The organism is Nonomuraea sp. H19 (assembly GCF_052068215.1).
Taxonomy (GTDB): domain Bacteria; phylum Actinomycetota; class Actinomycetes; order Streptosporangiales; family Streptosporangiaceae; genus Nonomuraea.
Genome location: NZ_JBQHCV010000012.1, coordinates 132108 through 155292, shown reverse-complemented (window position 1 = coordinate 155292; position 23185 = coordinate 132108). Strand labels below are relative to the sequence as shown.

The window sequence follows — 23185 nt, the reverse complement described above, 5'->3', positions numbered from 1 at the left end:
TCGCCGCTCAGTCCCGCAGGCGGGCGCGCATGGCGGTGGTGTCGGCGTCCGTCCAGCCCTGCTGGACCAGCCAGCCCATCGGGCCGCCGAAGCGGTCGTCGAGGACGCCGAAGAACTGCTCCAGGTAGCGCTCCCGGGGCAGGTGGTCGTCCGCGGGGCGGGAGTCCAGGTCGCCACGGTAGGTGTCGCTGGCCCGCAGCCGCTTGAGAATCAGCTCCAGCCGCTCCCCCGTGGCCACGTAGTCCTCGACGATGGCCTCCCTGGTGACGCCCGCCACCTCCAGCGCCAGCGCCGCCAGCACGCCCGTGCGGTCCTTGCCCGCCGCGCAGTGCACCAGCGCCGCACCGTCGTTCAGCGACATCGCCCGCAGGGCCGCCACCACCGCGCCCGGGCGGTCGCGAAGGTAGCCGAAGTAGAAGCCGGTCACCCGGAGCTCCTCGTCCAGCGGGCGCTCGGCCCACGGCAGCACCCGGTCGCCGTCGATGGTGTCGGCCTCGACGTCGGTGTGCCTGCCGCCCTCGGCGAACAGCGTCAGATGGTGATGCCGCACCTCGGGCACCTGCGTCAGGGGTCCGGGGCCCTCCAGCGAGACCTCCGCGTTCGAGCGGAGGTCCACGACGTGGCGCAGCTTCAGCTCGCCCACCAGCAGGCCCACGTCCCGGGGAGTGAGCCCCTGAAGATTGTCGGCGCGGAAAATCCGCCCACGCAGGGTGACGCCACCGTCGCGGGTAGGGAGTCCGCCCAGGTCACGCGCGTTGACCGCGCCTTCCAGTTCGATCCACCTCGTCATCTCGCTCATCATCTCGACCCTATATGTCCAGCAATTATGAGCGGATTCGAGGTTCATAACGCAGCATGAACGTATGGATCCACGAGCTCTGCCTCCACGGCTGGTGATCGATCCATCGCTGCCCCCGGAGATCTCGGTCGAACTGCGGTCGAGCCCGCACCTCCTCCGCATGGCTCGATCCGGCACGCGAATGGACACCACGTACAACCCCGCCCTGCTCTTCGTGCTGCCCGGCTTCCTGCTGCTGATCTACCTTCTCACCGACGTGGCGGGCGTTTTCGTGGCGGGCATCGGCATCAGTTTGATCGTGCTGATCCGGTGGATGGCGTTGGACAGCTCACATCGCACGACGAAGCGAAGACTCCGCCTCGCCCAGACGCACGCCGACCGCTACATCCTCGCCGAGGACCTGGACTATCCCTGCCAGATGCTGCTGCGCCGGGCGCAGAACGCGGTCCAGGCGATACTCAACTCCCGGGTGCACCGGGCGGGCCTGATCGACACCATCGACAACCAGGTGACGCTGCCCGAGGAGATCTGGCAGATCGCCCAGCGGCTGCGGAAACTGTCCGCCATGCACGCCGAGCACAGCAAGCTCATCCCCCGCGAGCTGCCGCCCGGCATGGAGGACGCGTTCAAGCCCTACACCAGCGCGCTGGACGCCGCTTGGTCGTCGCTGTCGCAGCGCGTACGCCACCTGGAGGGCTACGCCAAGCAGGTGCTCAAGGCGGACAAGGTCTACCACACGCACAAGCGGCTGGAGGCGCTGGCCGCCAGGACCCCCGAATACCAGCAGCTGATCGCCGAGACCGTGCGGGACGAGCTGGCCCACCGGCACATCAGGGAGCTGGCCGACCAGGCGGCGCACGCGCGCAAGCTGTTCGAAGAGAGCATCCACCAGGCCAGGCTGGCCGCCGGCGAGCTGCTCAGGACCCCGCTCACCTAGCTCGGTTCGCGGGCCGCGCGTCCGAGCAGTTCCAGGGTACGGCGGAGGCCGGCCTCGTTGCCGAGGCTGCGGTAGATCTCCCTGGCCTGCTCCAGCGGCGCCACGGCCGCCTGGCGGCCGCCCGCGTCCAGGTGCACCTCACCGAGGTAACGCAGGCTCCGCGCCATCCACCACCGGTCCTCCAGCTCCTCGAACTCCTGGACGGCGCGGCGCAGCTCCGCCTCGGACTCCTCGATCCGCCCTGCCCTGGCCAGCGCCCGCCCCGCCGACACGGCGGTCCGGGCCACCCCCCACGAATCGCCCAGGGCGGCAAGGATCTCCTCGGCCCGGCGTACGTAGACCAGCTCGCGCAGCCCGTTGGCCGGGTCGCCGACCTCGCCGGCGGCCCGCAGGCAGCGGGCCTCCTCCCACAGCTCGCCGCGCTGCCGGAACATCTCGGCCGCCCGGTCGAGGCTGAACCCCGCCCTGGTGAACAGGCCGGCCGCGGCCCGGTGCTCGCCCGCCCGGTGTTCGCCCCTGGCCTGCGCCGCCAGCACCTCGCCGTACACGCGTAGGGTCTGGGCCTCGGAGTAGCGGTTGCCCTCACGCTTGAAGATCGCCAGGGAGTCCTCGAGCAGTTCCCTGGCCTCCTCCGGCCGCCGCTCGGCCATCCGCATCTCGGCCAGGTTGCGCTGGGTGCGGGCCATCCACCACAGGTCGTCCTCGCCCTTGAAGGCGGTGATCGCCCCGATCAGGTAGCCCTGCGCCGGGTCCAGGTGGCCGTCGCTGAACAGCGTCATCCCGATCGTGCGCATGGACCGGGCCGCCCACCACGACTCGCCGAGCTCGGTGAAGGTCTCCAGCGCCCGCCGGGCCTCCTCCAGCGCCCGCTCCCGCAGGCCGAGCCCGCCGTGCACGGAGGCGCTGTCGAGCAGGGCGATGGCCAGGGCGCGCCGGTCGCCGGTCCGCTCGGCGGCCTCGCAGCCCAGCTCCGCGATCTCCCTCCAGTCGGCCCAGTACGCCCGCAGCGAGTGGCACAGCGAGCAGAACGCCCTGGCCAGCCCCCACGTCAGCTCCCACAGCTCCAGCTGTCTGGCCAAGTGGATCATGGAGAGCAGCGAGAGCCGCTCGGCGTTGAGCCAGTCGCCGGCGTGCACCTGCCCGGCAGCGCTGGAGCGACGCCCGCCTCTGCTCCAGTCCTGCGGCCAGCGGTTCTGGGCGGCCTCCTCGGCGCGGCGGCGGTAGCCGTAGAGCACGCGCTCGATCGCGGCCCTACGCCGCTCGGCCTCGTCCTGCTCGGCCAGCTCCGCGGCGAACACCCGGACCAGGTCGTGCAGCCGGTAGCGCATCGTGCCGGTCGGGTCGGTGCCCGAGCACTCGGCGAGCTGGGCGTCGATGAGTGCTTCGAGCTGGTCGGCGCCGTCGAGCCCGGAGATGTCGAGCAGCTCGCCGGCGACCCAGCCCGGCACGTCGGGCGCGGTGAGGGAGCTGAGCAGGCGCAGCAGGCGGCGCTGCATCCCGGTGCAGTCGTCGTAGCTGAGCTGCACGGACGCCCGTACGCTTTTGTCGACCGTCTGCGCCACCTCGAGCTGGTCGAGGCGGCGGCGCGTGTCGGCGAGCCGCCCTGCCATCTCACGCAGCGTCCACTGCTCGCGGGTGGCGAGCCGGCCGCCGCAGATGTTGATCGCCAGCGGCAGGTAGTCGCACAGCCGGACGATCTCCTTGGCCGATTCCAGGTCCTCGACGATCCTGGCGCCGCCGGCGAGCCTGGCCAGCAACTCGACGCCGTGCGCCTCGCTGAACACGCTGAGCCGCGTGTCGTGCGTGCCGTTCAGGAACAGCGGCGCGCGCGAGGTCACCAGCACCGCGCATCCCGGCTCGGCCGGGATCAGCGGCTCGACCTGAGCGGCGTCTTGGGCGTTGTCCAGGCCGATGAGGATCCTGCGGCCCTTGGTCCAGGTCAGCCAGAGTTTGCGTAACTCGTCCAGGCCGCCGGGGTCGGTGGTCAGCCGCACGTCCAGGGCCCGCAGGAAGCCGATGAGCACCTCGTCGGGGCGTACGGGGGCGTCGACGCCGCCGCGCAGGTCGGCGTAGAGACGGCCGTCGGGGAACCAGCCGGCGACCTCCTGCCCGAACCTGGTCATCAGCGCCGACTTGCCGACGCCGCCGCGGCCGTACACGGAGACGACCAGAGGCGGTGAGAGGTCGGAGGACTTCCTGCGGGCGGCGAAGACCTCGCGTAGCTCGGCGAGGGCCTCGGCGCGCCCGGTGAAGTGCTCGGGGACGGGCGGCCACTGGTCGGCCGCGCGCGTGCCGGGGTCGGTGAGTGCCGGGCGCTTGGGCCGCGACTCGGTGGTGGCCCACGTGGTCAGCCCCACCAGGATCGCCGCCCCCAGCGTCACGCCGATCTTGGCGGCCGGCGGGATCTCCCACTCCAGCGAGGCCGCCAGGACGCTCGCCGCGGCCGCCGCGAGGCCAGCGGAGACGGATGCGGCCCACGGCACCTTACTCCGTCGCCGCCGGGGCTTGTCAGGCAGATTGTCTCTCGTGTCGGACAGGTCCCCTGTCAACGAAAACCCCCTCCCGGGGTGATTCAAGCCGATGGGGTACGGCCCGCGCCAGCCGTACCCCAGGGTTCATCCGGCTACAGTCCGATCACGTGACAGGTGGCCGTCATGGTCTTGGCCGGGTCGCTCTCCGAGGTGGCGGTGAGCTTGACCTTGGCCAGCCGGTCGCCGCCGGAGGCGCGCACCGCGTTCACGGTGACGAGCGCCTGCTTGCCGAACGCGACGGCGGCCAGCGCGTTGGGCACCTGGGAGGTCCAGCCCTTGCCCTGGACCTCGGCCTTGAGCCGGTAGACGTCGGAGTTCAGGTAGGCGCTGACATCCTCTGGGTGCTGTCCTTGGGCGGGGGCGGCCTTGCCGGTGTTGAACAGCGGGAAGGTGCAGGTGGACAGGTTCTTGGCCGTGGGGACTGCGGCTCCGGGCAGCAGCTTGACGCCGCGTTGCTGCGGTCCCGGGCCGTCGAGCGAGCGGACGGCGACGGTGTAGGACAGCTCGCCCTCCCGGTTGCGCCTCACGTCGGTGATGTAGAAGTGCAGCCGGTTGGCCTCGTCGACGTACTCGTACTCGCTGCCGGAGCCGGTGCCGGCGTGGAAGAGGGCGTCGGAGAGCTGGCGGTAGTCGCCGATCGTGATCGGCACCTTGGTCCCGTCGGGCATCACGTAGTCGGTCATGCCGATGTCCTGCGGGTTGGCGTCGATCACCCACTCGAACGGGGCCTGGTCGGCGTTCTTGGTCTTGGCCAGCAGCACGCCCGCGTCGGGAGTGAAGGAGTCGGTGCCCATGCGGTCCACGACCTCGACGGTGTAGTTCTCGTAGCCGCCGCCGTCGCACAGCGGATCGGTGGCCGGGGCGCAGGCCGGGCTCTTGTCGCCGGTGTCGAAGGAGATGTTGACGCCCGAGAGCTCGCTCTCGCCGGGCTGCGCCGCTCTGGCCAGGACCCTGGCGGTCACCACGCCGGATTCGTCCAAAGCCTCGCGGGACAACCGCAGGACGTTCCGCTCGTCGACCATCTCCAGCTTGATCTTGTTGCGGAGCATGTGCTGGGCGCCCATGGACGCGCCCGCGGTGGGCGGGATCAGCCAGCGCGAGTGCGGGCCGCCGGGCCCGTTGAAGCTGCCGCGGCTCAGCATCTCCCAGATCCCGGTGTACGCCCTGCGCGGCGGCACCGCGTACGGGTTGTTGTAGTTGTCGGCGATGCCCATGATGTGGCTCAGCTCGTGGGCGTAGACGGCCATGCCGGAGCTCTCGGCCTGGACCGAGTCGACGCCGAAGCGGGCGTTGGGCCAGAAGGAGGAGCCGGCCTGCCAGGAGGTCCACTCGACGTAGCGGGTCCTGGACCAGTTGGGCAGGCCGGGGTCCGGCGGGCCCCACTCGTCGGGCACGGACTCCTTCGCCGGGAACTTCATCATCCCGAACTCCTGCCAGGTGGACGACTCGTCCTGGCCCGCGCTCAGGTAGAAGACGAAGTCGAACTGCTTGGCCACCTCCTCGCCGACGGCGGCGATCCAGGCGGCGTTGCCGTCGGTGCGCAGGTTCCTGGTGCAGGTGTCGCCGGCCGGGCAGGCGTCCCGCTGGTACTCCATGGCGTACTCGTGGTCCTTGCCCGGCATCGTGTACGGGCCGAACCCGGTCAGCTCGACCCCGTACCTGCCGCCCGAGTCCTCCATCCAGTACTCGTGGATGGTGTGGCCCTTGTTGAGGTCGTTCGGAGTGTTGAGGAAGTCCTGGTAGAACTTGGCGACCTGGTCGCGCGGGATGTCGTGGGCCTCGGCGCTCGGATTGGCGAAGATCGTCGAGCCCTGGGGCTGGGTCACCACGAACGGCTGGTTGGGGTAGTCGAGGAGCACGAGCGCGCCCTTGAACGTGCGCTTCGACCCCTTGACCGCCGGGTCGTTCCACTTGGTGCCGGGCGGCCTCTTGTAGTCCGCCCACGTCATGTGGTCCGGGTTCTCCCAGTTCTGCGGGTCGATGGGCGCGATGCCACCCGGCGGGCTGGTCCGCAGCGTCTCGGCCGCGGCCGGCGCGTCGCGCTGCCAGGGCTGCGTTTGCGGCCAGTGGTCCTGCCGCCACGGATGCTCGGGATCGGTGGGGGGTGCTGCGGAAGCGGGGGCCGCCAGTAAGCTCACGGGGAGCAGCACAATGACGGCCAATAACAGCTTCTTCGGGGCGTTCATGGATCGACCGTACAGATGTTGAGGAAGAAGATCACGCATCTGTTCGCTACGGAGATCGAGCGCCTGTTTTCAACGGGATCACGGGTCGCGGCCCCAAGCGAGCAGAGTGCCGCTACAGGCGGGCAGAAGCCGTCCCTCGGTCCTCTGAACGCTACCTACCTCGGGATTTGCCTGGTTCGCCACGATTGATTCCCTGGCGCGGCTCGCGTTTAATGCCCAGAAGGGTAAATCCCACAGGAGTTCTTGATGCCGTCTGCGACACGTGCCGGACCGATCGCTGGACGGCGCCCGCCCGCGCCCGTTGTGGCCCATACCGCCCCTCTCGTACTGCCCGTCTGCACCGATCCCATCCGGAACGGCGCGGTGGTGACCAGGGGCGAGCAGGTGCTGCAGGTGGGCTCGCGGGCCGAACTCCTGGCGCGCTTTCCGTCCGCGCAGGAGCGGCGGTGGCCGGGGATGATCGTCGCGGGGCTGGTGGACGCCTGCTGCGCCGCGCCCTCGGCGGCGCCCGGGGTGACGGCGCGGGCGAACGTGGTACGCGACCCGTCCGATCCCGGCAGGCTGCCCGGCATCGCGTACGTCGAGGTGACCAGCGGCAGCGAAGAGGAGTGGGAGGAGCGCGAGCGAGACGCGCTCATCACGGCGATCAGAGAGGTCGACCGGCCGTGCGCGGTGGGGATCGCGGCGCACACGCGCGATCCGCAGGTCCTGGAGGACGTCGCCGTGCTGGCCAGGACGTTCGGGCTGCGGCTGCTGGCCGATCTCGACCGGCACTCGCCCACGGAGCTGGACGAGGCGGGGGCGCTGGGGCCGTGGTGCCATGTCTGGTGCTCCCGGCCGCTGGATCCGGGCGAGCGCAAGCTGCTCAGGCTGCGCGACACCGTGGTGACCTTCTGCCCGTCGGGGGAGCCGCCCGTGGCCGACGTGCTGGCCCTGCTGGAGGAGGGCAACACCGTCGCCCTCGGCACCTGCGGCCCGGAGCGCGCGTCCGGCCGCGACCGCCCGGACGGCGTTCCCGCCGGGCCGCTGGAGCCGGCCGCGGCGATCCGGCGGCGCGCGCGGGAGCTGCGGCTGCGGCCCCGCGCGCTCGATCGCAAGCTGGTCGAAGCGGTGACGCTGGGCGGCGCCAGGGCGCTGGGCATGCACCGCGGCCGGGGCCGGATCGGCTCGCTGGCGCGCGGCACGCGGGCCGACTTCGCGGTGTTCGACGCCCGCGGCCGCTACCCCTATGCGGCGTTGCTCGCACAGCCGCCGTGCCTCGCCACGGTGGTCGGCGGCGTGGTGACGCTCACCACGCACTGAGTGACGCTCACCACGCACTGATTACGGAGACGCCGCGCACTCACCCGAACTGGCTCTCCACCAGGCTCAGCAACCCCCTGAGCTGCTCGCGCTGGTCCGCCGACAGCGCCGCGAACAGGTCCTCCCCCGCCTGCCTGCGCGCGTCCCGCGCCCCCTCGGCGGCCTGCCGCCCCTGCGGGGTGATCATCACCAGCGTGGAGCGGCGGTTGGCGGGATCGACCTCCCTGCGCGCCAGCCCCGCCTCCTCCAGCGCGTCCACGACGGGCGTGAGCGAGCGCGGCACGATCCGCAGCTCGTCGGCGAGCCGTACCATCCGCAGCGGCTGATCGGCGTCGGCGAGCACGCGCAACGCCCGCGCCTGGCTCGGGCTGAGCCCCAGCGGGACCAGCCGCCGCACGTATCCATGCCGCAGCCGCCGGCTGACCAGGTGCAAGAGCTCCGCGAGCTCCTTGTCCTCCATACCGGAAAGCTTAGCCGGAACAATTATGAGTTAACCTCTGTTTGAGTGGACATCTGAAAGGAGCACCACTTGGCGGAGGAACCACGGGCGCCGCTGGGGCGCATCATCAAGCTGTTCCGCGCCTACCATGGCCGTCTGGCCTTGGTGGGCCTGCTCATCGTGCTGTCGTCGCTGGTCTCCCTGGCCTCGCCGTTCCTGCTGCGCGAGGTCCTGGACGTGGCGATCCCGTCCAGAGACGTCGGGCTGCTCGCGCTGCTCGCCCTGGGCATGATCGCGGTGGCGGTCACGACCAGCGTGTTCGACGTGGTGCAGACGCTGGTCTCCACCACGGTCGGCCAGCGGGTCATGCACGACCTGCGCGTCTCGGTCTACGGGCACCTGCAGCGCATGTCGCTGGCGTTCTTCACCCGCACCAGGACCGGTGAGGTGCAGTCGCGCATCGCCAACGACATCGGCGGCATGCAGCAGGTCGTGACCTCGACCGCCACCTCCATGATCTCGAACTTCACCTCCGTGCTCGCCACGATCGTGGCCATGGCCGCGCTCGACTGGCGGCTGACCGTGATCTCGCTCCTGCTGCTGCCGGTGTTCGTGTGGATCAGCCGCAAGGTGGGCGCGGAGCGCCGGCGCATCACGGCCGAGCGGCAGCGCAAGCTGGCCACGATCTCCTCCATGGTGCAGGAGTCGCTGTCGATCAGCGGCATCCTGCTGGGCCGCACGATGGGCCGCTCCACCGAGCTGACCGAGCGCTTCGGCCGGGCCTCCGACGAACTAGCCGACCTGGGCGTGAGTGCGAGCATGGCCGGGCGGTGGCGGCAGTCGTCGATCCAGATCATCATGGCCGCGATGCCCGCGATGGTCTACTGGGCCGTCGGCTACACCGGCGCCATCTCGGTCGGCACGCTGGTGGCGTTCACGACCTTGCAGGTCAGCCTCTTCCGACCGGCGGTGTCGCTGCTGCGGCTCGGCGTCGAGGTGCAGAGCTCGCTGGCGCTGTTCGGGCGGATCTTCGAGTATCTGGACCTGACGGTGGACGTCCATCCCGGCACGCGCACGCTGGACGGCGTACGCGGCGAGGTCCGCTTCGAGAACGTCGACTTCTCCTACGGGGAGACTCCCACGCTCACCGGTGTGGACATCACCGTGCCGGCGGGCACGAGCCTGGCCGTCGTGGGTGAGACCGGCTCGGGCAAGACCACGCTGAGCTACCTGCCGCCCAGGCTCTACGACGTCACGGGCGGGCGGGTCACGATCGACGGGGTGGACGTGCGGGAGCTGACGTTCGAGACGCTGAGCGCGGCGGTCGGCGTGGTGTCGCAGGAGACGTACCTGTTCCACGCCTCGATCGCGGACAACCTGCGTTTCGCCAAGCCGGAGGCCACGGACGCGGAGCTGGAGGCGGCGGCGCGCGCGGCGCGCATCCACGACCACATCGCCGCCCTGCCCGACGGCTACGACACACTGGTGGGCGAGCGCGGCTACCGGTTCTCCGGCGGCGAGAAGCAGCGCCTGGCGATCGCCCGTACGCTGCTGCGCGACCCGCCGGTGCTGATCCTCGACGAGGCCACCAGCGCGCTGGACACCCAGACCGAGCGGGCCGTGCAGGAGGCGCTCGACGCGCTGGCGCGGGGCCGCACGACGATCACGATCGCGCACCGCCTGTCCACCGTCCGCGACGCTGACCAGATCGTCGTGCTCGACCACGGAAGGGTCGTCGAACGCGGCCGCCACGACGAGCTCATCGCCCGCAGGGGCCTCTACGCCGCACTCGTCAGCCGGGACCGGCCACAGCTCGAACCAGTCTGAAACCTCATTTGGGCGTGTTCTGCCTCACATTTCGGTCAAACCGGAATCGATGCTCCGGAACCAGGCGTTTGGAAATCCGGTGAATCCCCAAGGCTAGGACAAGTTTTCTTTGACCACCCCTGCGCAGACTTCGGCGTTCCGCGCGCTGCGTCATCACAACTACCGGCTGTGGGCCGGCGCCGACATCATCTCCGTCACCGGGACCTGGATGCAGGTGCTGGGCGTCAACTGGCTCATCCTCACGCTGACCGACTCGGCGATGAGCGTCGGGCTGAGCCTGGTCATGCAGGCGTTGCCGACGTTGCTGCTGGGCATGTGGGGCGGGGCGCTGGCGGACCGGCTGCCGAGCCGTCCGGTGGTGATCGCCGCGCAGCTCGGGCAGGCGGCGCTGGCCGCCGTGCTCGCCGTCATCACCCTGGCCGGCGCCGACTCGGTCCTGCCGATCTACGGAGTGGCGCTGGCCGGCGGCGTGGTGACCGCGCTGGGCGGACCCGCGCTCGGCCGGTTCGGCGCCGAGGTGGTGCCGCCCGGCGACCTGCCCAACGCGATGGCGCTCGGCTCGATCCTGAACTCCGCCGGCCGGATCCTGGGCATGAGCCTGGCCGGCGTGCTGCTGCCGTTCACGGGGAACGCGGGGCTGTTCGTCATCAACGCCGCCAGCTTCTTCGTGGTGATCGCGGCGGTGGCGGCCATGCGGCGCGAGGAATTCCATCGCCTCGCCGCGGCCGAGCGGCAGCCGGGCGCCGTCGCCGAGGGATTGCGGTACGTGCTGCGCACCCCGTGGCTGCTGGTCGTGCTGGCGCTCTGGTTCGTCGCGGGCAGTGTCGGCCGCAACTACCAGGTCACCATGGCCGCCATGAGCGCCGGCCCCCTGGAGGCGGGCGCCAGCGGGTACGGCCTGCTGTCCACGGTGTTCGCCGTCGGCACGGTGGCGGGCGGCTTCCTGGCCGCCGCCCGGCCGCAGCTCACGATCCGGCTGCTGCTCATCACCGCGTTCGTGACGGGAGCCGCGCAGGCGTTGAGCGGGCTGATGCCGGGGCTGTGGACGTTCGCGGCCGTGATGCTGCCGATCGCGGCGGGAGCGGTGGCCATCGACACCACCGTCTCGGCGCGAGCCCAACTCGACAGCCCCGAGCCGATGCGCGGCCGGGTCATCGCGGCGCTGTCCATCGTCAGCGCCGGCGCGGGCGCGGTCGGCGGGCCGTTGCTCGGCTGGCTCAGCGACGCGCTGGGGCCGCGGATCGCGCTGGAGATCGGCGGCGTGTCGTGCGTGGCGGCCGCGCTGCTCGCGGCCGTGGCGCTGACCCGGCTGTCCGGCCAGACGATCAGGCAGGCAGCGGGGCTCCGCCCGGGCTTGGAGAACGCCTGACTGCCTTACCGCGAGGTAAGAGCATTGTCACTCCATCTTTCTGCAGGCGCATCTAGAGCTAACCTGTAATTGCAGTTTGAGGTTATCTCCAAATCGGACAGTAGCAAGGAGGTTCGGACATGCTCTTGACTTCAATCGATCCGTTCTTCCAGGAGTTCGAGCGTCAGTTCAACCGGCTGACGCGGCAGGCCGAGGGGCCGGTCATGCCCATGGACGGGCTGCGCCGAGACGACGACGTTCTTCTGCGCTTCGACCTGCCCGGCATCGACCCCGGCTCCATCGAGGTGACGGTCGACCGGGGCGTCCTCAGCGTCAGCGCTCGCCGTGAAGAGGAGATCGCGGAAAACGAGCGGCTGTTCGTCCACGAGCGCCCGATGGGCTCCTTCACCCGGCGCGTCTACCTGTCCGAGCACCTGGACAGCGACAAGATCGACGCTGGTTACGACAACGGCGTGCTGACGGTCCGCATCCCGGTTGTGGAGCGGGCCAAGCCCCGCAAGGTGGAGATCCAGCGCGGCGAGGCCAAGGCCATCAAGGCCTGACCGGCGGTGTGGGGGCGGGCACCCCACATCCCGCCCCCACACCGGATGGAGGGGTCATATGACCGACCTGCCCTTCGACGACGAGCACGCCCCCCTCTACTCCCTCGGGCAGGTGGCGGAGATGCTCCAGGTCCAGCAGGCCTACCTGCGCCGGCTCGACCAGCACGACATCATCAGCCCGAGCCGTTCGAGCGGCGGCCAGCGGCGCTATTCCCGCCGCGACATCATGACCGTGCGGCATGTCACGCGGATGGCCGAGGAGGGCATGACGCTCATCGCCATCCGGCGCATCCTCGAGCTCGAACAGGAACTCGCGGCCCTGCGCCAGGAGCTGAAGCGAACCCGCGCGCGACTGCGTGAGCTGGAATGACATGCCCCCTGATGGGTAGCGATGGCCACTATGGCAACCGACGTCATCACTCTGATCACCAAGGACCATCGCACCGTCGAGAGCCTCTTCGAACGGCTCATGAAGCAGGAGGGTGACCCCACGGCCACCGTCGCCGAACTGCGCGCTCTGCTGATCGCGCACGCCCGCGCCGAGGAGGACCGGGTCTACCCGGGCATCGACGCCCACCACAGCGTCGAGGAGCACAAAGAGGCCGAGATCCTGCTCGACTCCCTCGTACGGGCCGAGCCGGGCACCTCGGAGTTCCGCAAGACGCTGGAACAGCTCGTCCAGGCCGTCATGCACCACGTACAGGAAGAAGAGAGCAGGATCCTGCCCATCCTGGCGAAGTCGGTCGGCGAGAAGGGGCTGAAGGAGCTCGGCAAGGCGTTCAAGGAGCGCAGGGCGGAGGAGCTGAAGGCGCTCAGCGTCCCCAAGCAGGCCGCCCGCTCCCGCGAGGGGGCCGCTCGTTCGCGTCAGAAGGCCACCCGCTCCCGCGAGAGGGCCGGCAGCTCCCGCGAGGAGGCCACCAAGACCGAGCTGTACGAGCAGGCACAGAAGGCCGACATTCCGGGCCGGTCCCAGATGGGTAAGCAGGAGTTGGCCGAGGCCCTCAGGCATGCCAAGTCCTAGGATTTCGGATCGCTCCCTGGGTAGGGAGCGCGTATGACCGAAAAACCTCCGGACCGGTACGGCCTGAGCGATGAACAGGAGATCGAGGTCAGCGAGTGGACCGAAGACCTCGGCCTGCACCATGAGGTCGTCGATGACGACCCCCGACGCAGGGACACGCTCGACGAGCGGCTGCGGCGGGAGGCCCGTGATCGGCTCCACGAGCCCCGCCCCAGACACCGGCTGACCCAGCCGGACGCGGGGCTGGAGCCCGACACGGACGACATGGAGATCGCCCAGGAGTGGGGCGACGACACCGATGACCTGTCGGCCGAGGAACGCGCGATCCGCATCGACCCCGAAGAGGACCTCAGGTGAGCGGCCGCAGCGGTGCGCATCGACCTGCGGAAGTCCTCAGCTGAGCCGCCACCGTGACCGCACCGACCCCACGGGAGGCCTCGGCTGAGCCTCCCCGTGGCCACATCAACCCCACGGGAGGCCTCGGCTGACGCCGCCACCGTGGTCCATATCAACCCCGCGGAAGGCCTCAGGAGAGCTGCCGCAGGGCGGGCAGCAAGGCGTGCAGGTCGTCGACGATCACGTCGGCGGCCCTCGCCTCGGGCCGTGCGGCGTGCAAGTAGCCCCACGGACCGCGGCGTAGCAGCGCGGTGCGCATGCCCGCCCTGCCCGCGGGGAGCACGTCGTTGTCGAGCCGGTCCCCCACGTACAGGATCTCGCCGGGCTCCCGCCCCGCGACCGCGGCCACCTTGGCGAAGAACGCCGGGTCCGGCTTGGATGCGCCCCACCCCTCGGAGGTGTGCACGGAATCGGCCGGCAGGTCCATCGCGACCAGCGCGTCGTAGGCCCGCTTCGGCTGGTTGCCGGCGATGATCACCTGATATCCCGCCGCGCGGATGGCGGCCAGCGCCTCGCGCACGTCGGGGTAGAGGTCGTCGGCGTCGAAATGGTTACGCAGGCCGCCGGGATCGTCGCGTTCCCAGGCGGCCTCCTCCGCATACAGGTCGAACCCGGGCCGGATCAGCTCGAAGGCGTCGCTGTGCGGGCGATCCAGCGCCGCCATGCCGCCGAGCGCGCCCATCAGTACGAAGCTGTTCACGCCCAGCCGCTCGGCCCAGCGCGACCAGATGCGCGTCTCGTCGATGAGCGTCTCCCCGACGTCGAACACCACGGCTTTGATCATCGATCCCCCTGCTCGAATCCGCCTGTTTCGGCTCTTTCCTCCGGGCACCAGGTGAGAGCCCGACGAATGGCATTTTTTCATGCGGCCTCAGCGTGACGCGAAGGGACCGTCGAGAGATCGATACTGCGATCTTGAAGATGTGAAATACTGAGCGTGCCCGTTCGATCACGAAGGGACAGTTCGGATGGTAGCCATGGCGATCGAACCTCCGGCGACCCAGTCTGAGGAGACCAGCACGCCCACCCCAAGAACCACAAGAGAGTTGTTCGATGCCCTACCCCCCCTCCCCGGCTTCCGGGTTGAGGTCATCGAAGGGAAACTGATCGTGAGCCCGATGGGTGATCCGGAGCACACCTGGATGGCCGCAGACCTGCACGACGCTCTGCTTCCGTTGCGTGCTGAACGCGGATGGCGAGGAGCACCCGGCGGCCCGAACGTCTGCATCGAAGGCCCCCGAGATTCTCTCGTGCCCGACTATGTCCTGACGCCTCAACACTGCCCTCGCTGGGGCCAGGGAGAGCTGCTGTCGTCCGGGGTGATCATGACTGCCGAGGTGGTCTCGCCCAGCAGCGTCCGCACGGACCGCGAGGACAAGCTGCGCCTCTACGCACTGGGCAAGGTGCCGATCTATCTGCTGATCGATCCGATCGCGAAGTCGCCGTCCGCGACCGTCTACAGCGACATCAAGGACGGCGAATATCGCGCGTTCACCTCCGTGCCTTTCGGAAAGCCGCTCTACCTGCCGGCCCCCATCGACTTCGAGCTCGACACCTCGATCTTCATGGTGTGAGTTTCTCCATCGCCTTCGCGATCCGCTTCTCCGACACCGGCGTGGGCGTGCCCAGCGTCTGGGCGAAGAAGCTCACCCGCAACTCCTCGATCATCCACCGGATCTCCGCCACATCCGGATCTCCCCGTCGCGCAGGATGCAGCTTCTCCAGCAGGTCGTGATAGTCGTCCTCGACCTTGTGCACCCGATCCATCCACTCCCGATCCCGCCACGGCTCCTCGGGGAGCTTGGCGAGACGCCGGTCGATTGCCCGGATGTAGCGGAGAATGTCGGATAGCCGCCGGTAGCCGGTGCCCGTGACGAAACCCGGGTAGACGAGCTTGCCGAGCTGGTCGCGGATGTCGTCGGTCGACTCGCTGGACCGCAGCGCGTCGAGCCGGGCGCCCGCCTCGTGCCAGACGCTCAGGATCTGCTCCACCCTCGCCAGCACGTCCGCCGCCGCGTCGTACAGGTGAGCCCGCACGTGCTGGTAGAGACGGTCGAAGGCCACCGGGTCCCAGGCCGGGCCCCCGGCGTCGAGCATGAGCTTGTCCACGGCCGCGTTGACCACGTCGTCGAACAACGCCACCGCCCCGCCGTGCGGACTGCGCGACAGGGCCAGCTTGGCCTGGTTGGACAGGCCGCCGAGCAGCGACTTGGCCGGATTGGTGACGTTGAGGAGCAGCAGGCGGCGCACGCCGGGCCAGTGGGAGCGGCGCTGCTCCGCCTCCGTCTCAAAAATCTTGATCGAGACGGAGTCGCCCGCGTCCACCAGCGCCGGATAACCCTTCATCCGGCCCTGCTCGAACACCTTGGGCAGCCGGCCGAAGCTCCACGTGTGCAGGCCGGTCTGCTCCAGGTCGTCGCCCGCCTGGGACAGCGTCTGGCGCAGGCGCGGGGCCAGGCGGCGCTTGAGCGCGTCGAGGTCCTTGTCCTCGGCGACCGTGCGCTTGCGCTCGTCGATCACCCGGTAGGTGATGCGCAGGTGGTCCGGCACCTGGTCGAGCTGCCAGGCCTCGCGCGGCACGCGTACGCCGGTGAGCCGCAGCAACTCGCGCTCCATGGCCGCCAGCAGCGGCTCGCCGCCCGGCTTGACCCCGGCCAGGACCTGCTTGGCGTAGTTGGGGGCGGGCACGAAGTTGCGGCGCAGGTTTTTCGGCAGCGAGCGGATCAGCGCGGTGATCAGCTCCTCGCGCAGGCCGGGGATCTGCCAGTCGAAGCCGTCGGCGTTGACCTGGTTGAGCACCTGGAGCGGCACGTGCACGGTCACGCCGTCGGCGTCCGCGCCCGGCTCGAACTGGTAGGTCAGCTTCATCCGCTGGCCGAGCTGCTTCCAGGCGTCCGGGTAGTCGCGGGTGCTGACGTCCGCGCCCTCGTTGACCAGCATCTCCGGCGAGAACGTCAGCAGGTCCGGCTGCTCCTGCCTGGCCTTCTTCCACCAGGAGTCGAAGTGGCGGGCCGAGACCACGTCGGCGGGGATCCGCTGGTCGTAGAAGTCGAACAGGGCCTCGTCGTCGACCATGATGTCGCGGCGGCGGGCCCGGTTTTCCAGCTCCTCGACCTCTTCGAGCAGCCTGCGGTTCTCCTGGAGGAAGCGGTGATGGGTGTCCCAGTCGCCCTCGACCAGCGCGTGCCTGATGAACAGCTCACGCGACAGCTCGGGGTCGACGCGGCCGTAGTTGACCTTGCGGCCGACGACGAGCGGCACACCGTAGAGCGTGACCTTCTCCAGGGCGATCACCGCGCCCTGGTTCTTCTCCCAGTGCGGCTCGGAGTAGGTCCGTTTGACCAGGTGCTGAGCGAGCGGCTCCACCCAGTCGGGCTCGATCTTGGCGTTGACCCGCGCCCACAGCCGGGAGGTCTCGACCAGCTCGGCCGACATGACCCACTGCGGCTGCTTCTTGGCCAGCGCCGAGCCGGGGAAGACGGCGAAGCGGGCGTTGCGGGCGCCGATGTACTCCTGGATCGGGCGGCGGCCGTCCTGGCCGCGCTTTTCCATGACGTCCTTGACGCCGATGTGCGACAGGAGCCCGACCAGCAGGGACGCGTGCACGTGGTAAGGGTCGGCGGGCTGGCTGTTGGGCTGGGCGCCGAGCGACTGGCGGAGCTGGCTGTAGATGTCCTGCCACTCGCGTACGCGCAGGTAGTTGAGGAACTCGGCCTTGCAGAGCCGCCTGAAGGCGCTGGAGGACAGCTCCTTCTGCTTGTCGCGCAGGTAGTTCCACAGGTTGAGGTAGGCCATGAAGTCCGACTCGGGGTCGGCGAAGCGGCGGTGCTTCTCGTCGGCCTGCTGCTGCTTGTCGGCGGGGCGCTCGCGCGGGTCCTGGATGGACAGTGCGGAGGCGATCACCATGACCTCGCGCAGACAGCCGTTCTTCTCGGCCTCCAGCACCATGCGGCCCAGCCGGGGGTCCACGGGCAGGTTGGCCAGCTTGCGGCCGATCCCGGTGAGCTTGCCGTGGGCGTCGAAAGCGCCCAGCTCGTGCAGCAGGCTGACGCCGTCCTTGACCTGGCGGCGGTCCGGCGGCTCGACGAACGGGAACGCCTCGATGTCGCCGAGCCCGATCGAGGTCATCTGCAGGATGACCGACGCCAGGTTGGTGCGCAGGATCTCCGGGTCGGTGAACTCCGGCCGGTTGAGGAAGTCCTCCTCCTCGTAGAGCCGGATGCAGATGCCGTCGGACGTCCGCCCCGAGCGGCCCTTGCGCTGGTTGGCGCTGGCCTGCGAGATGGCCTCGATCGGCAGGCGCTGCACCTTGGTGCGGTGGCTGTAGCGGGAGATGCGGGCGAAGCCCGGGTCGACGACGTATTTGATGCCCGGGACCGTGAGCGAGGTCTCGGCCACGTTGGTCGCCAGCACGATGCGGCGGCCGGTGTGGCGCTGGAAGACGCGATGCTGCTCGGCGGCGCTGAGCCGGGCGTAGAGCGGCAGGATCTCGGTGTTGCGGAACTCGGCCTTGGCCAGGGCGTCGGCGGCGTCGCGGATCTCCCGCTCGCCGGACAGGAAGACCAGGACGTCGCCCGGCCCTTCGGTGATGAGCTCCCGGCAGGCGTTGACGATGCCCTGCGTCTGGTCGTCGTCCTCCTCCAGCGGCCGGTAGCGCACCTCGACGGGATAGGTGCGGCCGGAGACCTCGATGATCGGCGCGTCGTCGAAGTGGCGCGAGAACCGCTCGGGGTCGATCGTGGCGCTGGTGATGACGACCTTGAGGTCGGGGCGCTGGGGCAGGAGCTGTTTCAGGTAGCCGAGGATGAAGTCGATGTTGAGGCTGCGCTCGTGGGCCTCGTCGATGATCAGCGTGTCGTACTGGTCGAGCATCCGGTCGTTTTGCAGCTCGGCCAGCAGGATGCCGTCGGTCATCAGCTTGACCAGGGTGCGGTCGCTCGCCTGGTCGGTGAAGCGGACTTTGTAGCCGATCACCTCGCCCAGCTCGGTGCCGAGCTCTTCGGCTATGCGCTCGGCGACCGTGCGGGCGGCGATGCGGCGGGGCTGGGTGTGGCCGATCAGGCCGCGTACGCCGCGGCCCAGCTCCAGGCAGATCTTGGGGATCTGGGTGGTCTTGCCCGAGCCCGTCTCACCGGCGATGATCACGACCTGGTGGTCGCGGATGGCCGCGAGGATGTCGTCCTTGCGCTGGGAGACCGGCAGGTTTTCTGGATAGGTCACCACTGGTACGGCGTCGCGGCGCCGTACCAGTCGCTGCTCGGCCCGCTCCACGTCGGCGAGGATCTCTGCGACGATCTTGTCTCGGGCGTCGCGGGAGCGCACCCGGCGCATGCCGTCGAGCCTGCGCCGCAGCCGCCGCTGGTCGCGGGGCATGAGCTCGGGCAGGCGGGATTGGAGGTCGGCGAGTGGAGAGGACAAGGAAGGAGTTCCCATACTGCTTTCAGGATATTTGAGCCCGGCATCCCCGGAGCCAACGGACCATCGTGCCTGACTCCACGGCTCCGCGCATCCCAATATCGATGGACGCGCCGGTCAGCGCGATGTCCCAGGGCGCGGCCCGGAGGCCGCCGCGAGAGCCGCGCCGATGATGCCCGCCTCGTTCTCCAGGGCGGCGGGCACCACGGGTGTGTCGAGGGTGATGTGCGGCAGGAACTTCTCCGCCTTCCTGCTCGCTCCCCCGCCGATCACGATCAGCGCCGGCGAGAACAGCATCTCGACGTGCTTGAGGTATTCCTCCACTCGCTCGGCCCACTTCTCCCAGCTCATGTCGTGCTCCTCGCGCACCCGCGCCGAGGCGCGGTGCTCGGCGTCCCTGCCGTGGAGCTCCAGGTGCCCCAGCTCGGTGTTGGGCACCAGCGTCCCGTCGGTGAACAGCGCGCTGCCGATCCCGGTCCCGAACGTCAGCACGAGCACGGTTCCCCGCTCGCCCTTGCCGCGCCCGAACGTCATCTCGGCCACCCCGGCCGCGTCGGCGTCGTTGAGCACGGTCGCGCCGCCGAACAGGGCGGCCGCGTCCACGCCCATCCAGGAATGATCCACGTTGGCGGCCGAGCGCACCACGCCGTCCACGACGACCCCGGGGAACGTCACGCCGACCGGGCCGCTCCAGCCGAAATGCTCGACGATCGACGACACCACGGGGGCCATGTCATCGGGCTTGGCGGGCTGCGGCGTGGGGATGCGCAGGCGCTCCTCGATCAGCCGCCCGGCCTCGATGTCCACGGGGGCGCCCTTGATTCCCGAGCCGCCGATGTCGATGCCCAGCACGTTCATGTTCCCTTCCTCTCCCCGACTGGATCCCCGACACATGCGGGGGTCCCACACCGATATTTCCATTGGCCCGGATGAACCCGCCTCCGGCCCTCCACGTATCTCGCGTCACAAGCGCTAACTAGGAGGCAACGGATGCGGCCACGCATCATCACACTCTGCGCTGTTGCGGTTGTTTTGGGAGCGACTCTCACCTCTCCCGCACACGCCACCACCAGGACTCGTTTCGACGTCATCAACCTTGTGTCGGACGTCCAGGGCAAGGCCCCGGTCACCGACCCCAAGGTCGTCAACCCGTGGGGCCTGGCCATGGGCAAGACTCTGTGGGTTTCCAACACCGGCACCGGCACCGCCACCGTCTACTCCGGGACGGGCAAGAAGGAGCAGACCGAGGTCGCCATCCCGGGCGGGGCCCCGACCGGTCAGGTGTTCAACCCGGGCGACGGCTTCACCGTGAAGGGCAAGCCCGCCCAGTTCATCTTCTCCAGCCCGAGCGGCGCCATCACCGGCTGGAACGCGGAGGTGGATCCGAAGAACGCGATCATCGCCGCGTTCACCCGCGGCGCCGACTACAAGGGCCTGGAGCTCGTCCAGACCGAGGACGAGGCCTACCTGCTGGCCGCCGACTTCGCCAGCGGCCGCATCCACGCCTTCGACGAGGACTTCAAGCGGATCCGCCTGGCTCGCTGGCAGTTCACGGACCCGGACCTGCCCGACAACTACAACGCGTACAACGTCGCGGTCGCCAACGGCAACATCTGGGTCGCCTACGCCCTGCGCGACCCCAGCACCGGCAAGCCCGTCTTCGGCAACGGCAAGGGCTTCGTGAGCCGCTTCAACGCCAGCGGGCGCCTCACCGGCCGCATCTCCAGGACGGGACTCAACGCCCCCTGGGGCCTGACCGCCGCGCCGAAGGGCTGGAGTCAGTACGCCGGCGCGCTGCTGGTCGGCAACTTCGGCGACGGCACCGTGCACGCGTACCGGCAGGGCCGGCACCTGGGCGCGCTCCAGAGCGCCGACGGCAGGGCGATCAAGCTGCCGGGCCTGTGGGACATCGAGCCGGGCACCGCGACCACCGGCGGCGAGAGCTCCCTGTGGTTCTCCGCCGGCATCGACGGCGCCAAGCACGGCCTGATCGGCGTGATCGCCCCGCAGGGCACGAAGCCGACGTCCACGGCCACCCCGTCGACGAGCCCGACGAGCCGCCCCACGAACCACCCGTCCGGGCACAAGAGCAGCGCGCCGACCACCCAGAGTCCGTACGGCGGGTACTGACCGGCGCTCGCACGCCGTCGCCTCCCGCCAGGCGGGAAGCGCAGCTCGCCGACAGCAGGCGGGGGGCGGCGGTCACCCATGAACTTCCGGCGCGGTTGGCGCGAGCCGCGCCGGAAACAACTCCTCCGGTACGGTCGGAGCCGTGAGCGAATCCTTCAGCGACTGGCTGCGCGAGCAGTGCGAGCCCGAGTGGACGGCCGTGGTGACGCACCCGTTCGCCATGGCGATCACGACAGGCGACGCCGACATGCGACGCTATCTGGAGCAGGACTTCCAGTTCGTGGACTCCTTCACGGCGCTGCTCGGGGCGGCCGTGGCCAGTGCCGACACGTTCGAGGCGCGGGTGCCGTACGCGCGGTTCCTCGGGCAGGTGGCGGCCACCGAGGAGAAGACCTACTTCCACCGGGCGCTGGCGGCGCTCGGCGGACGGACCGAGGTGGCGCTGGAGCCGGTGACGGCTTCGTTCAAGCAGCTCATGGACGAGGTGAGGACCGCGCAGGACTACCTGCTGATCGCCGCCGTGCTCTGTGTGGCCGAGTGGTGCTACCTCGGCTGGGCGTCACGTGCCGCGCAGCCGCTGCCGGAGAGCTTCGTGCACCGGGAGTGGATCGAGCTGCACGAGGGCGAGGAGTTCCGCGGCTGGGTCGCCTTCCTGCGCGGCGAGCTGGACCGGCTCGGCGCGGGACTGGACGAGCGGCGGCGCCAGGAGGTCCTCGGCGTGTTCCGCCGGGCCGTGGAGCTCGAACGGGCCTTCTTCGACATGGCCTAACCCAATACGGCCGCCAGGTCCGCGATCGTGCGGTAGTGGATGCCGGTCATGCCGAGCGCCCTGGCCGCCTCCACGTTCGGCAGCCGGTCGTCGACGAACAGGCACCGCTCGGGAGCGACGCCGGCGCGTTCCGCGGCGATCTCGTAGATCCGCCGGTCGGGCTTGGCCACGCCGACCCTGGCGCTGCTGACCAGGTCGTCGGCGAAGTACGTGAGCCCCAGCCGGCCGAGGTGCTCCTCCACCGTGTCCATGGCGTTGGTCACGATGATCACCGGAACGTGCTGCTGCGCCCTGGCCAGCAGCGCCCTGACCTCCTCGTCCACCCAGAACCGCACCTGCATGAACTCGGCGACGGCCTGCCGCGCCCGCTCGTCCCCGCCCAGCGCGACGGCGATCGACTCCGCCCACTGGACCTCGGTGGCCTGGCCGAGCGTGGGCGGCAGGATCAGCTCGGGGTCGAAGGCCGTCTTCATCAGGGGCAGGCCGTAACGCGCCTCGATGTCCGCCTGCGCGGCGTGGTCGAAGTGGCGCAGCACGCCGTCGAGGTCAGACAGAACAGCGGCAAAGGGGATCACAACCCCTCATTGTGACAGCCCCCGGTTTTTCGCGTACCGGTGCAGGTGCAGGGGCGACCGGCGGCACTACCATCTCCGAGACAGGTATCGGTATCGGAACGGTAGGGCATGAACGATCACCGGCTGCCACGTGAGCTGCGCCGGCTGTTCCCGGACGACGGCAGCGGGCGCACGCTGCCCGTCGCCCTGCCCGCGGGTGACGTGGTCTGGCCCGATCCCGGCTACACGCGGCAGGGTGAGGCGGCCAGGCCGGCGTTCTGGATGAGTGACGCACCCGCGACCGGCGAGGACTGGGCGCGCCTGCGGGCCTGGCATCCGCGCAGCGGGCTGTGGCCGCTGCTGCTGGACGAGTCGGCGCAGCCCTGGGGGGTGGGGCAGGTCGTGCCGGACGATCCACGCCAGATCGACCACTTCACCGCCGAGGGGTTCATGACCGAGGTGTGGCAGGAGTGGGTGTCGCAGATGCCGCAGGACGCGCTGGCCGAGCTGGAGCCGTACGGCGCGATCTGCCCGGGAACGGCGCCGCCCGGGGTGCTGAAAGCCGATCCCGAGGCGGTCGCCGACTGGTACGCGGGCGAGCTGGCAGCCAAGTCCATGCCGCTCGGCCTGGTGGCGGCGGCCAGGGGCGCGGACGCGCTGGCGGTCATGGGCTGGCAGGGCGCGCTGCACCACAACGAGTGGATGGTGCCGTTGGCGGCCGTGGTGCGCAGCTGGGAGGACAGGTTCGGGGCGCGGGTGGTGAGCGTCGGGTTCAACACGCTGGAGCTGAGCGTGGCGGCGCCGCCGGTCGATCCCGAGCACGCGTTACACGTGGCGGCCGAGCACTGGGCGTTCTGCCCGGACAACGTCGTCCAGGGACCCGGCGATCTCCAGGGCTACGCCGACCAGATCATCGGCGGATATTCGTGGTCCTTCTGGTGGGACTGAATTCCGCGGTTTTACGCTAC

Annotated in this window: 20 protein-coding genes; 12 read left to right on the top strand and 8 right to left on the bottom strand. The window is 69.9% G+C overall.

Annotation, left to right across the window (positions count from 1 at the left end; genetic code table 11):
• Window positions 1-7: 7 nt before the first annotated feature.
• Window positions 8-790, bottom strand: a complete 783-nt coding sequence (locus tag ACTMTI_RS26835) for a tyrosine-protein phosphatase (protein ID WP_441123291.1) — start codon at window positions 788-790, stop codon at window positions 8-10.
• Window positions 791-863: 73 nt separating this feature from the next.
• On the opposite strand from ACTMTI_RS26835, the gene ACTMTI_RS26830 reads away from it, so the two are divergent.
• The gene (locus ACTMTI_RS26830; protein WP_441123290.1) at window positions 864-1736 is read left to right on the top strand and encodes a hypothetical protein; all 873 of its coding nucleotides are present in this window, start codon (window positions 864-866) and stop codon (window positions 1734-1736) included.
• Here the strand turns inward: ACTMTI_RS26830 and ACTMTI_RS26825 are convergent.
• Entirely contained in the window at window positions 1733-4219 is a 2487-nt protein-coding gene (locus tag ACTMTI_RS26825) for an ATP-binding protein (protein WP_441123289.1), read from the bottom strand. The two genes, ACTMTI_RS26830 and ACTMTI_RS26825, sit on opposite strands and share 4 nt — an antisense overlap.
• A 140-nt stretch (window positions 4220-4359) precedes the next feature.
• Entirely contained in the window at window positions 4360-6453 is a 2094-nt protein-coding gene (locus ACTMTI_RS26820; protein WP_441123288.1) for a M6 family metalloprotease domain-containing protein, read from the bottom strand.
• A 246-nt stretch (window positions 6454-6699) separates the two neighbouring features.
• Here ACTMTI_RS26820 and ACTMTI_RS26815 point away from each other — a divergent pair, with 246 nt between their 5' ends.
• The gene (locus ACTMTI_RS26815; RefSeq protein ID WP_441123287.1) at window positions 6700-7755 is read left to right on the top strand and encodes an amidohydrolase family protein; all 1056 of its coding nucleotides are present in this window, start codon (window positions 6700-6702) and stop codon (window positions 7753-7755) included.
• Between the two features lie 40 nt (window positions 7756-7795).
• Here ACTMTI_RS26815 and ACTMTI_RS26810 read toward each other — a convergent pair whose 3' ends face one another.
• Window positions 7796-8215: a MarR family winged helix-turn-helix transcriptional regulator gene (locus ACTMTI_RS26810; protein ID WP_441123286.1), complete on the bottom strand. Its 420-nt coding sequence runs from the start codon at window positions 8213-8215 to the stop codon at window positions 7796-7798.
• Window positions 8216-8284: 69 nt separating this feature from the next.
• Here ACTMTI_RS26810 and ACTMTI_RS26805 point away from each other — a divergent pair, with 69 nt between their 5' ends.
• The 6 genes from ACTMTI_RS26805 to ACTMTI_RS26780 all read left to right on the top strand — a co-directional run bounded on the left by ACTMTI_RS26805 (window position 8285) and on the right by ACTMTI_RS26780 (window position 13310).
• Window positions 8285-10021 carry an ABC transporter ATP-binding protein gene (locus tag ACTMTI_RS26805; protein WP_441123285.1) on the top strand — a complete coding sequence of 579 codons (1737 nt, stop codon included), beginning with the start codon at window positions 8285-8287 and terminating at the stop codon, window positions 10019-10021.
• Between the two features lie 109 nt (window positions 10022-10130).
• The gene (locus tag ACTMTI_RS26800) at window positions 10131-11390 is read left to right on the top strand and encodes an MFS transporter (protein ID WP_441123284.1); all 1260 of its coding nucleotides are present in this window, start codon (window positions 10131-10133) and stop codon (window positions 11388-11390) included.
• A gap of 119 nt (window positions 11391-11509) precedes the next feature.
• Window positions 11510-11932: an Hsp20/alpha crystallin family protein gene (locus tag ACTMTI_RS26795; protein ID WP_441123283.1), complete on the top strand. Its 423-nt coding sequence runs from the start codon at window positions 11510-11512 to the stop codon at window positions 11930-11932.
• Window positions 11933-11990: 58 nt separating this feature from the next.
• Window positions 11991-12302: a MerR family transcriptional regulator gene (locus ACTMTI_RS26790; RefSeq protein ID WP_441123282.1), complete on the top strand. Its 312-nt coding sequence runs from the start codon at window positions 11991-11993 to the stop codon at window positions 12300-12302.
• A 30-nt stretch (window positions 12303-12332) separates the two neighbouring features.
• Window positions 12333-12953: a hemerythrin domain-containing protein gene (locus tag ACTMTI_RS26785; protein ID WP_441123280.1), complete on the top strand. Its 621-nt coding sequence runs from the start codon at window positions 12333-12335 to the stop codon at window positions 12951-12953.
• 33 nt (window positions 12954-12986) lie between these two features.
• Entirely contained in the window at window positions 12987-13310 is a 324-nt protein-coding gene (locus ACTMTI_RS26780) for a DUF5709 domain-containing protein (RefSeq protein ID WP_441123279.1), read from the top strand.
• Between the two features lie 169 nt (window positions 13311-13479).
• Here ACTMTI_RS26780 and ACTMTI_RS26775 read toward each other — a convergent pair whose 3' ends face one another.
• Complete coding sequence (locus tag ACTMTI_RS26775; RefSeq protein WP_441123278.1) at window positions 13480-14133, bottom strand: HAD family hydrolase; 654 nt, start codon at window positions 14131-14133, stop codon at window positions 13480-13482.
• Between the two features lie 184 nt (window positions 14134-14317).
• On the opposite strand from ACTMTI_RS26775, the gene ACTMTI_RS26770 reads away from it, so the two are divergent.
• Window positions 14318-14923, top strand: a complete 606-nt coding sequence (locus tag ACTMTI_RS26770; protein ID WP_441123277.1) for a Uma2 family endonuclease — start codon at window positions 14318-14320, stop codon at window positions 14921-14923.
• Here the strand turns inward: ACTMTI_RS26770 and hrpA are convergent.
• Both hrpA and ppgK read right to left on the bottom strand, forming a co-directional pair.
• The gene (hrpA, locus tag ACTMTI_RS26765; protein ID WP_441123276.1) at window positions 14913-18782 is read right to left on the bottom strand and encodes an ATP-dependent RNA helicase HrpA; all 3870 of its coding nucleotides are present in this window, start codon (window positions 18780-18782) and stop codon (window positions 14913-14915) included. The genes ACTMTI_RS26770 and hrpA overlap by 11 nt on opposite strands.
• A 99-nt stretch (window positions 18783-18881) precedes the next feature.
• The gene (ppgK, locus tag ACTMTI_RS26760) at window positions 18882-19622 is read right to left on the bottom strand and encodes a polyphosphate--glucose phosphotransferase (RefSeq protein ID WP_441123275.1); all 741 of its coding nucleotides are present in this window, start codon (window positions 19620-19622) and stop codon (window positions 18882-18884) included.
• A gap of 240 nt (window positions 19623-19862) precedes the next feature.
• On the opposite strand from ppgK, the gene ACTMTI_RS26755 reads away from it, so the two are divergent.
• Both ACTMTI_RS26755 and ACTMTI_RS26750 read left to right on the top strand, forming a co-directional pair.
• Window positions 19863-20894 carry a TIGR03118 family protein gene (locus ACTMTI_RS26755; RefSeq protein ID WP_441123274.1) on the top strand — a complete coding sequence of 344 codons (1032 nt, stop codon included), beginning with the start codon at window positions 19863-19865 and terminating at the stop codon, window positions 20892-20894.
• 142 nt (window positions 20895-21036) lie between these two features.
• Window positions 21037-21663, top strand: coding sequence for a TenA family protein (locus ACTMTI_RS26750; protein WP_441123273.1), 627 nt, complete (start codon window positions 21037-21039; stop codon window positions 21661-21663).
• On the opposite strand, the gene ACTMTI_RS26745 is transcribed toward ACTMTI_RS26750, so the two are convergent.
• Window positions 21660-22238, bottom strand: coding sequence for an HAD family hydrolase (locus ACTMTI_RS26745; RefSeq protein WP_441123272.1), 579 nt, complete (start codon window positions 22236-22238; stop codon window positions 21660-21662). The genes ACTMTI_RS26750 and ACTMTI_RS26745 overlap by 4 nt on opposite strands.
• 108 nt (window positions 22239-22346) lie before the next feature.
• Here ACTMTI_RS26745 and ACTMTI_RS26740 point away from each other — a divergent pair, with 108 nt between their 5' ends.
• Window positions 22347-23165 (top strand): DUF4253 domain-containing protein, encoded by an 819-nt coding sequence (locus ACTMTI_RS26740; protein WP_441123270.1) that lies wholly within the window; start codon window positions 22347-22349, stop codon window positions 23163-23165.
• Window positions 23166-23185: the final 20 nt, after the last annotated feature.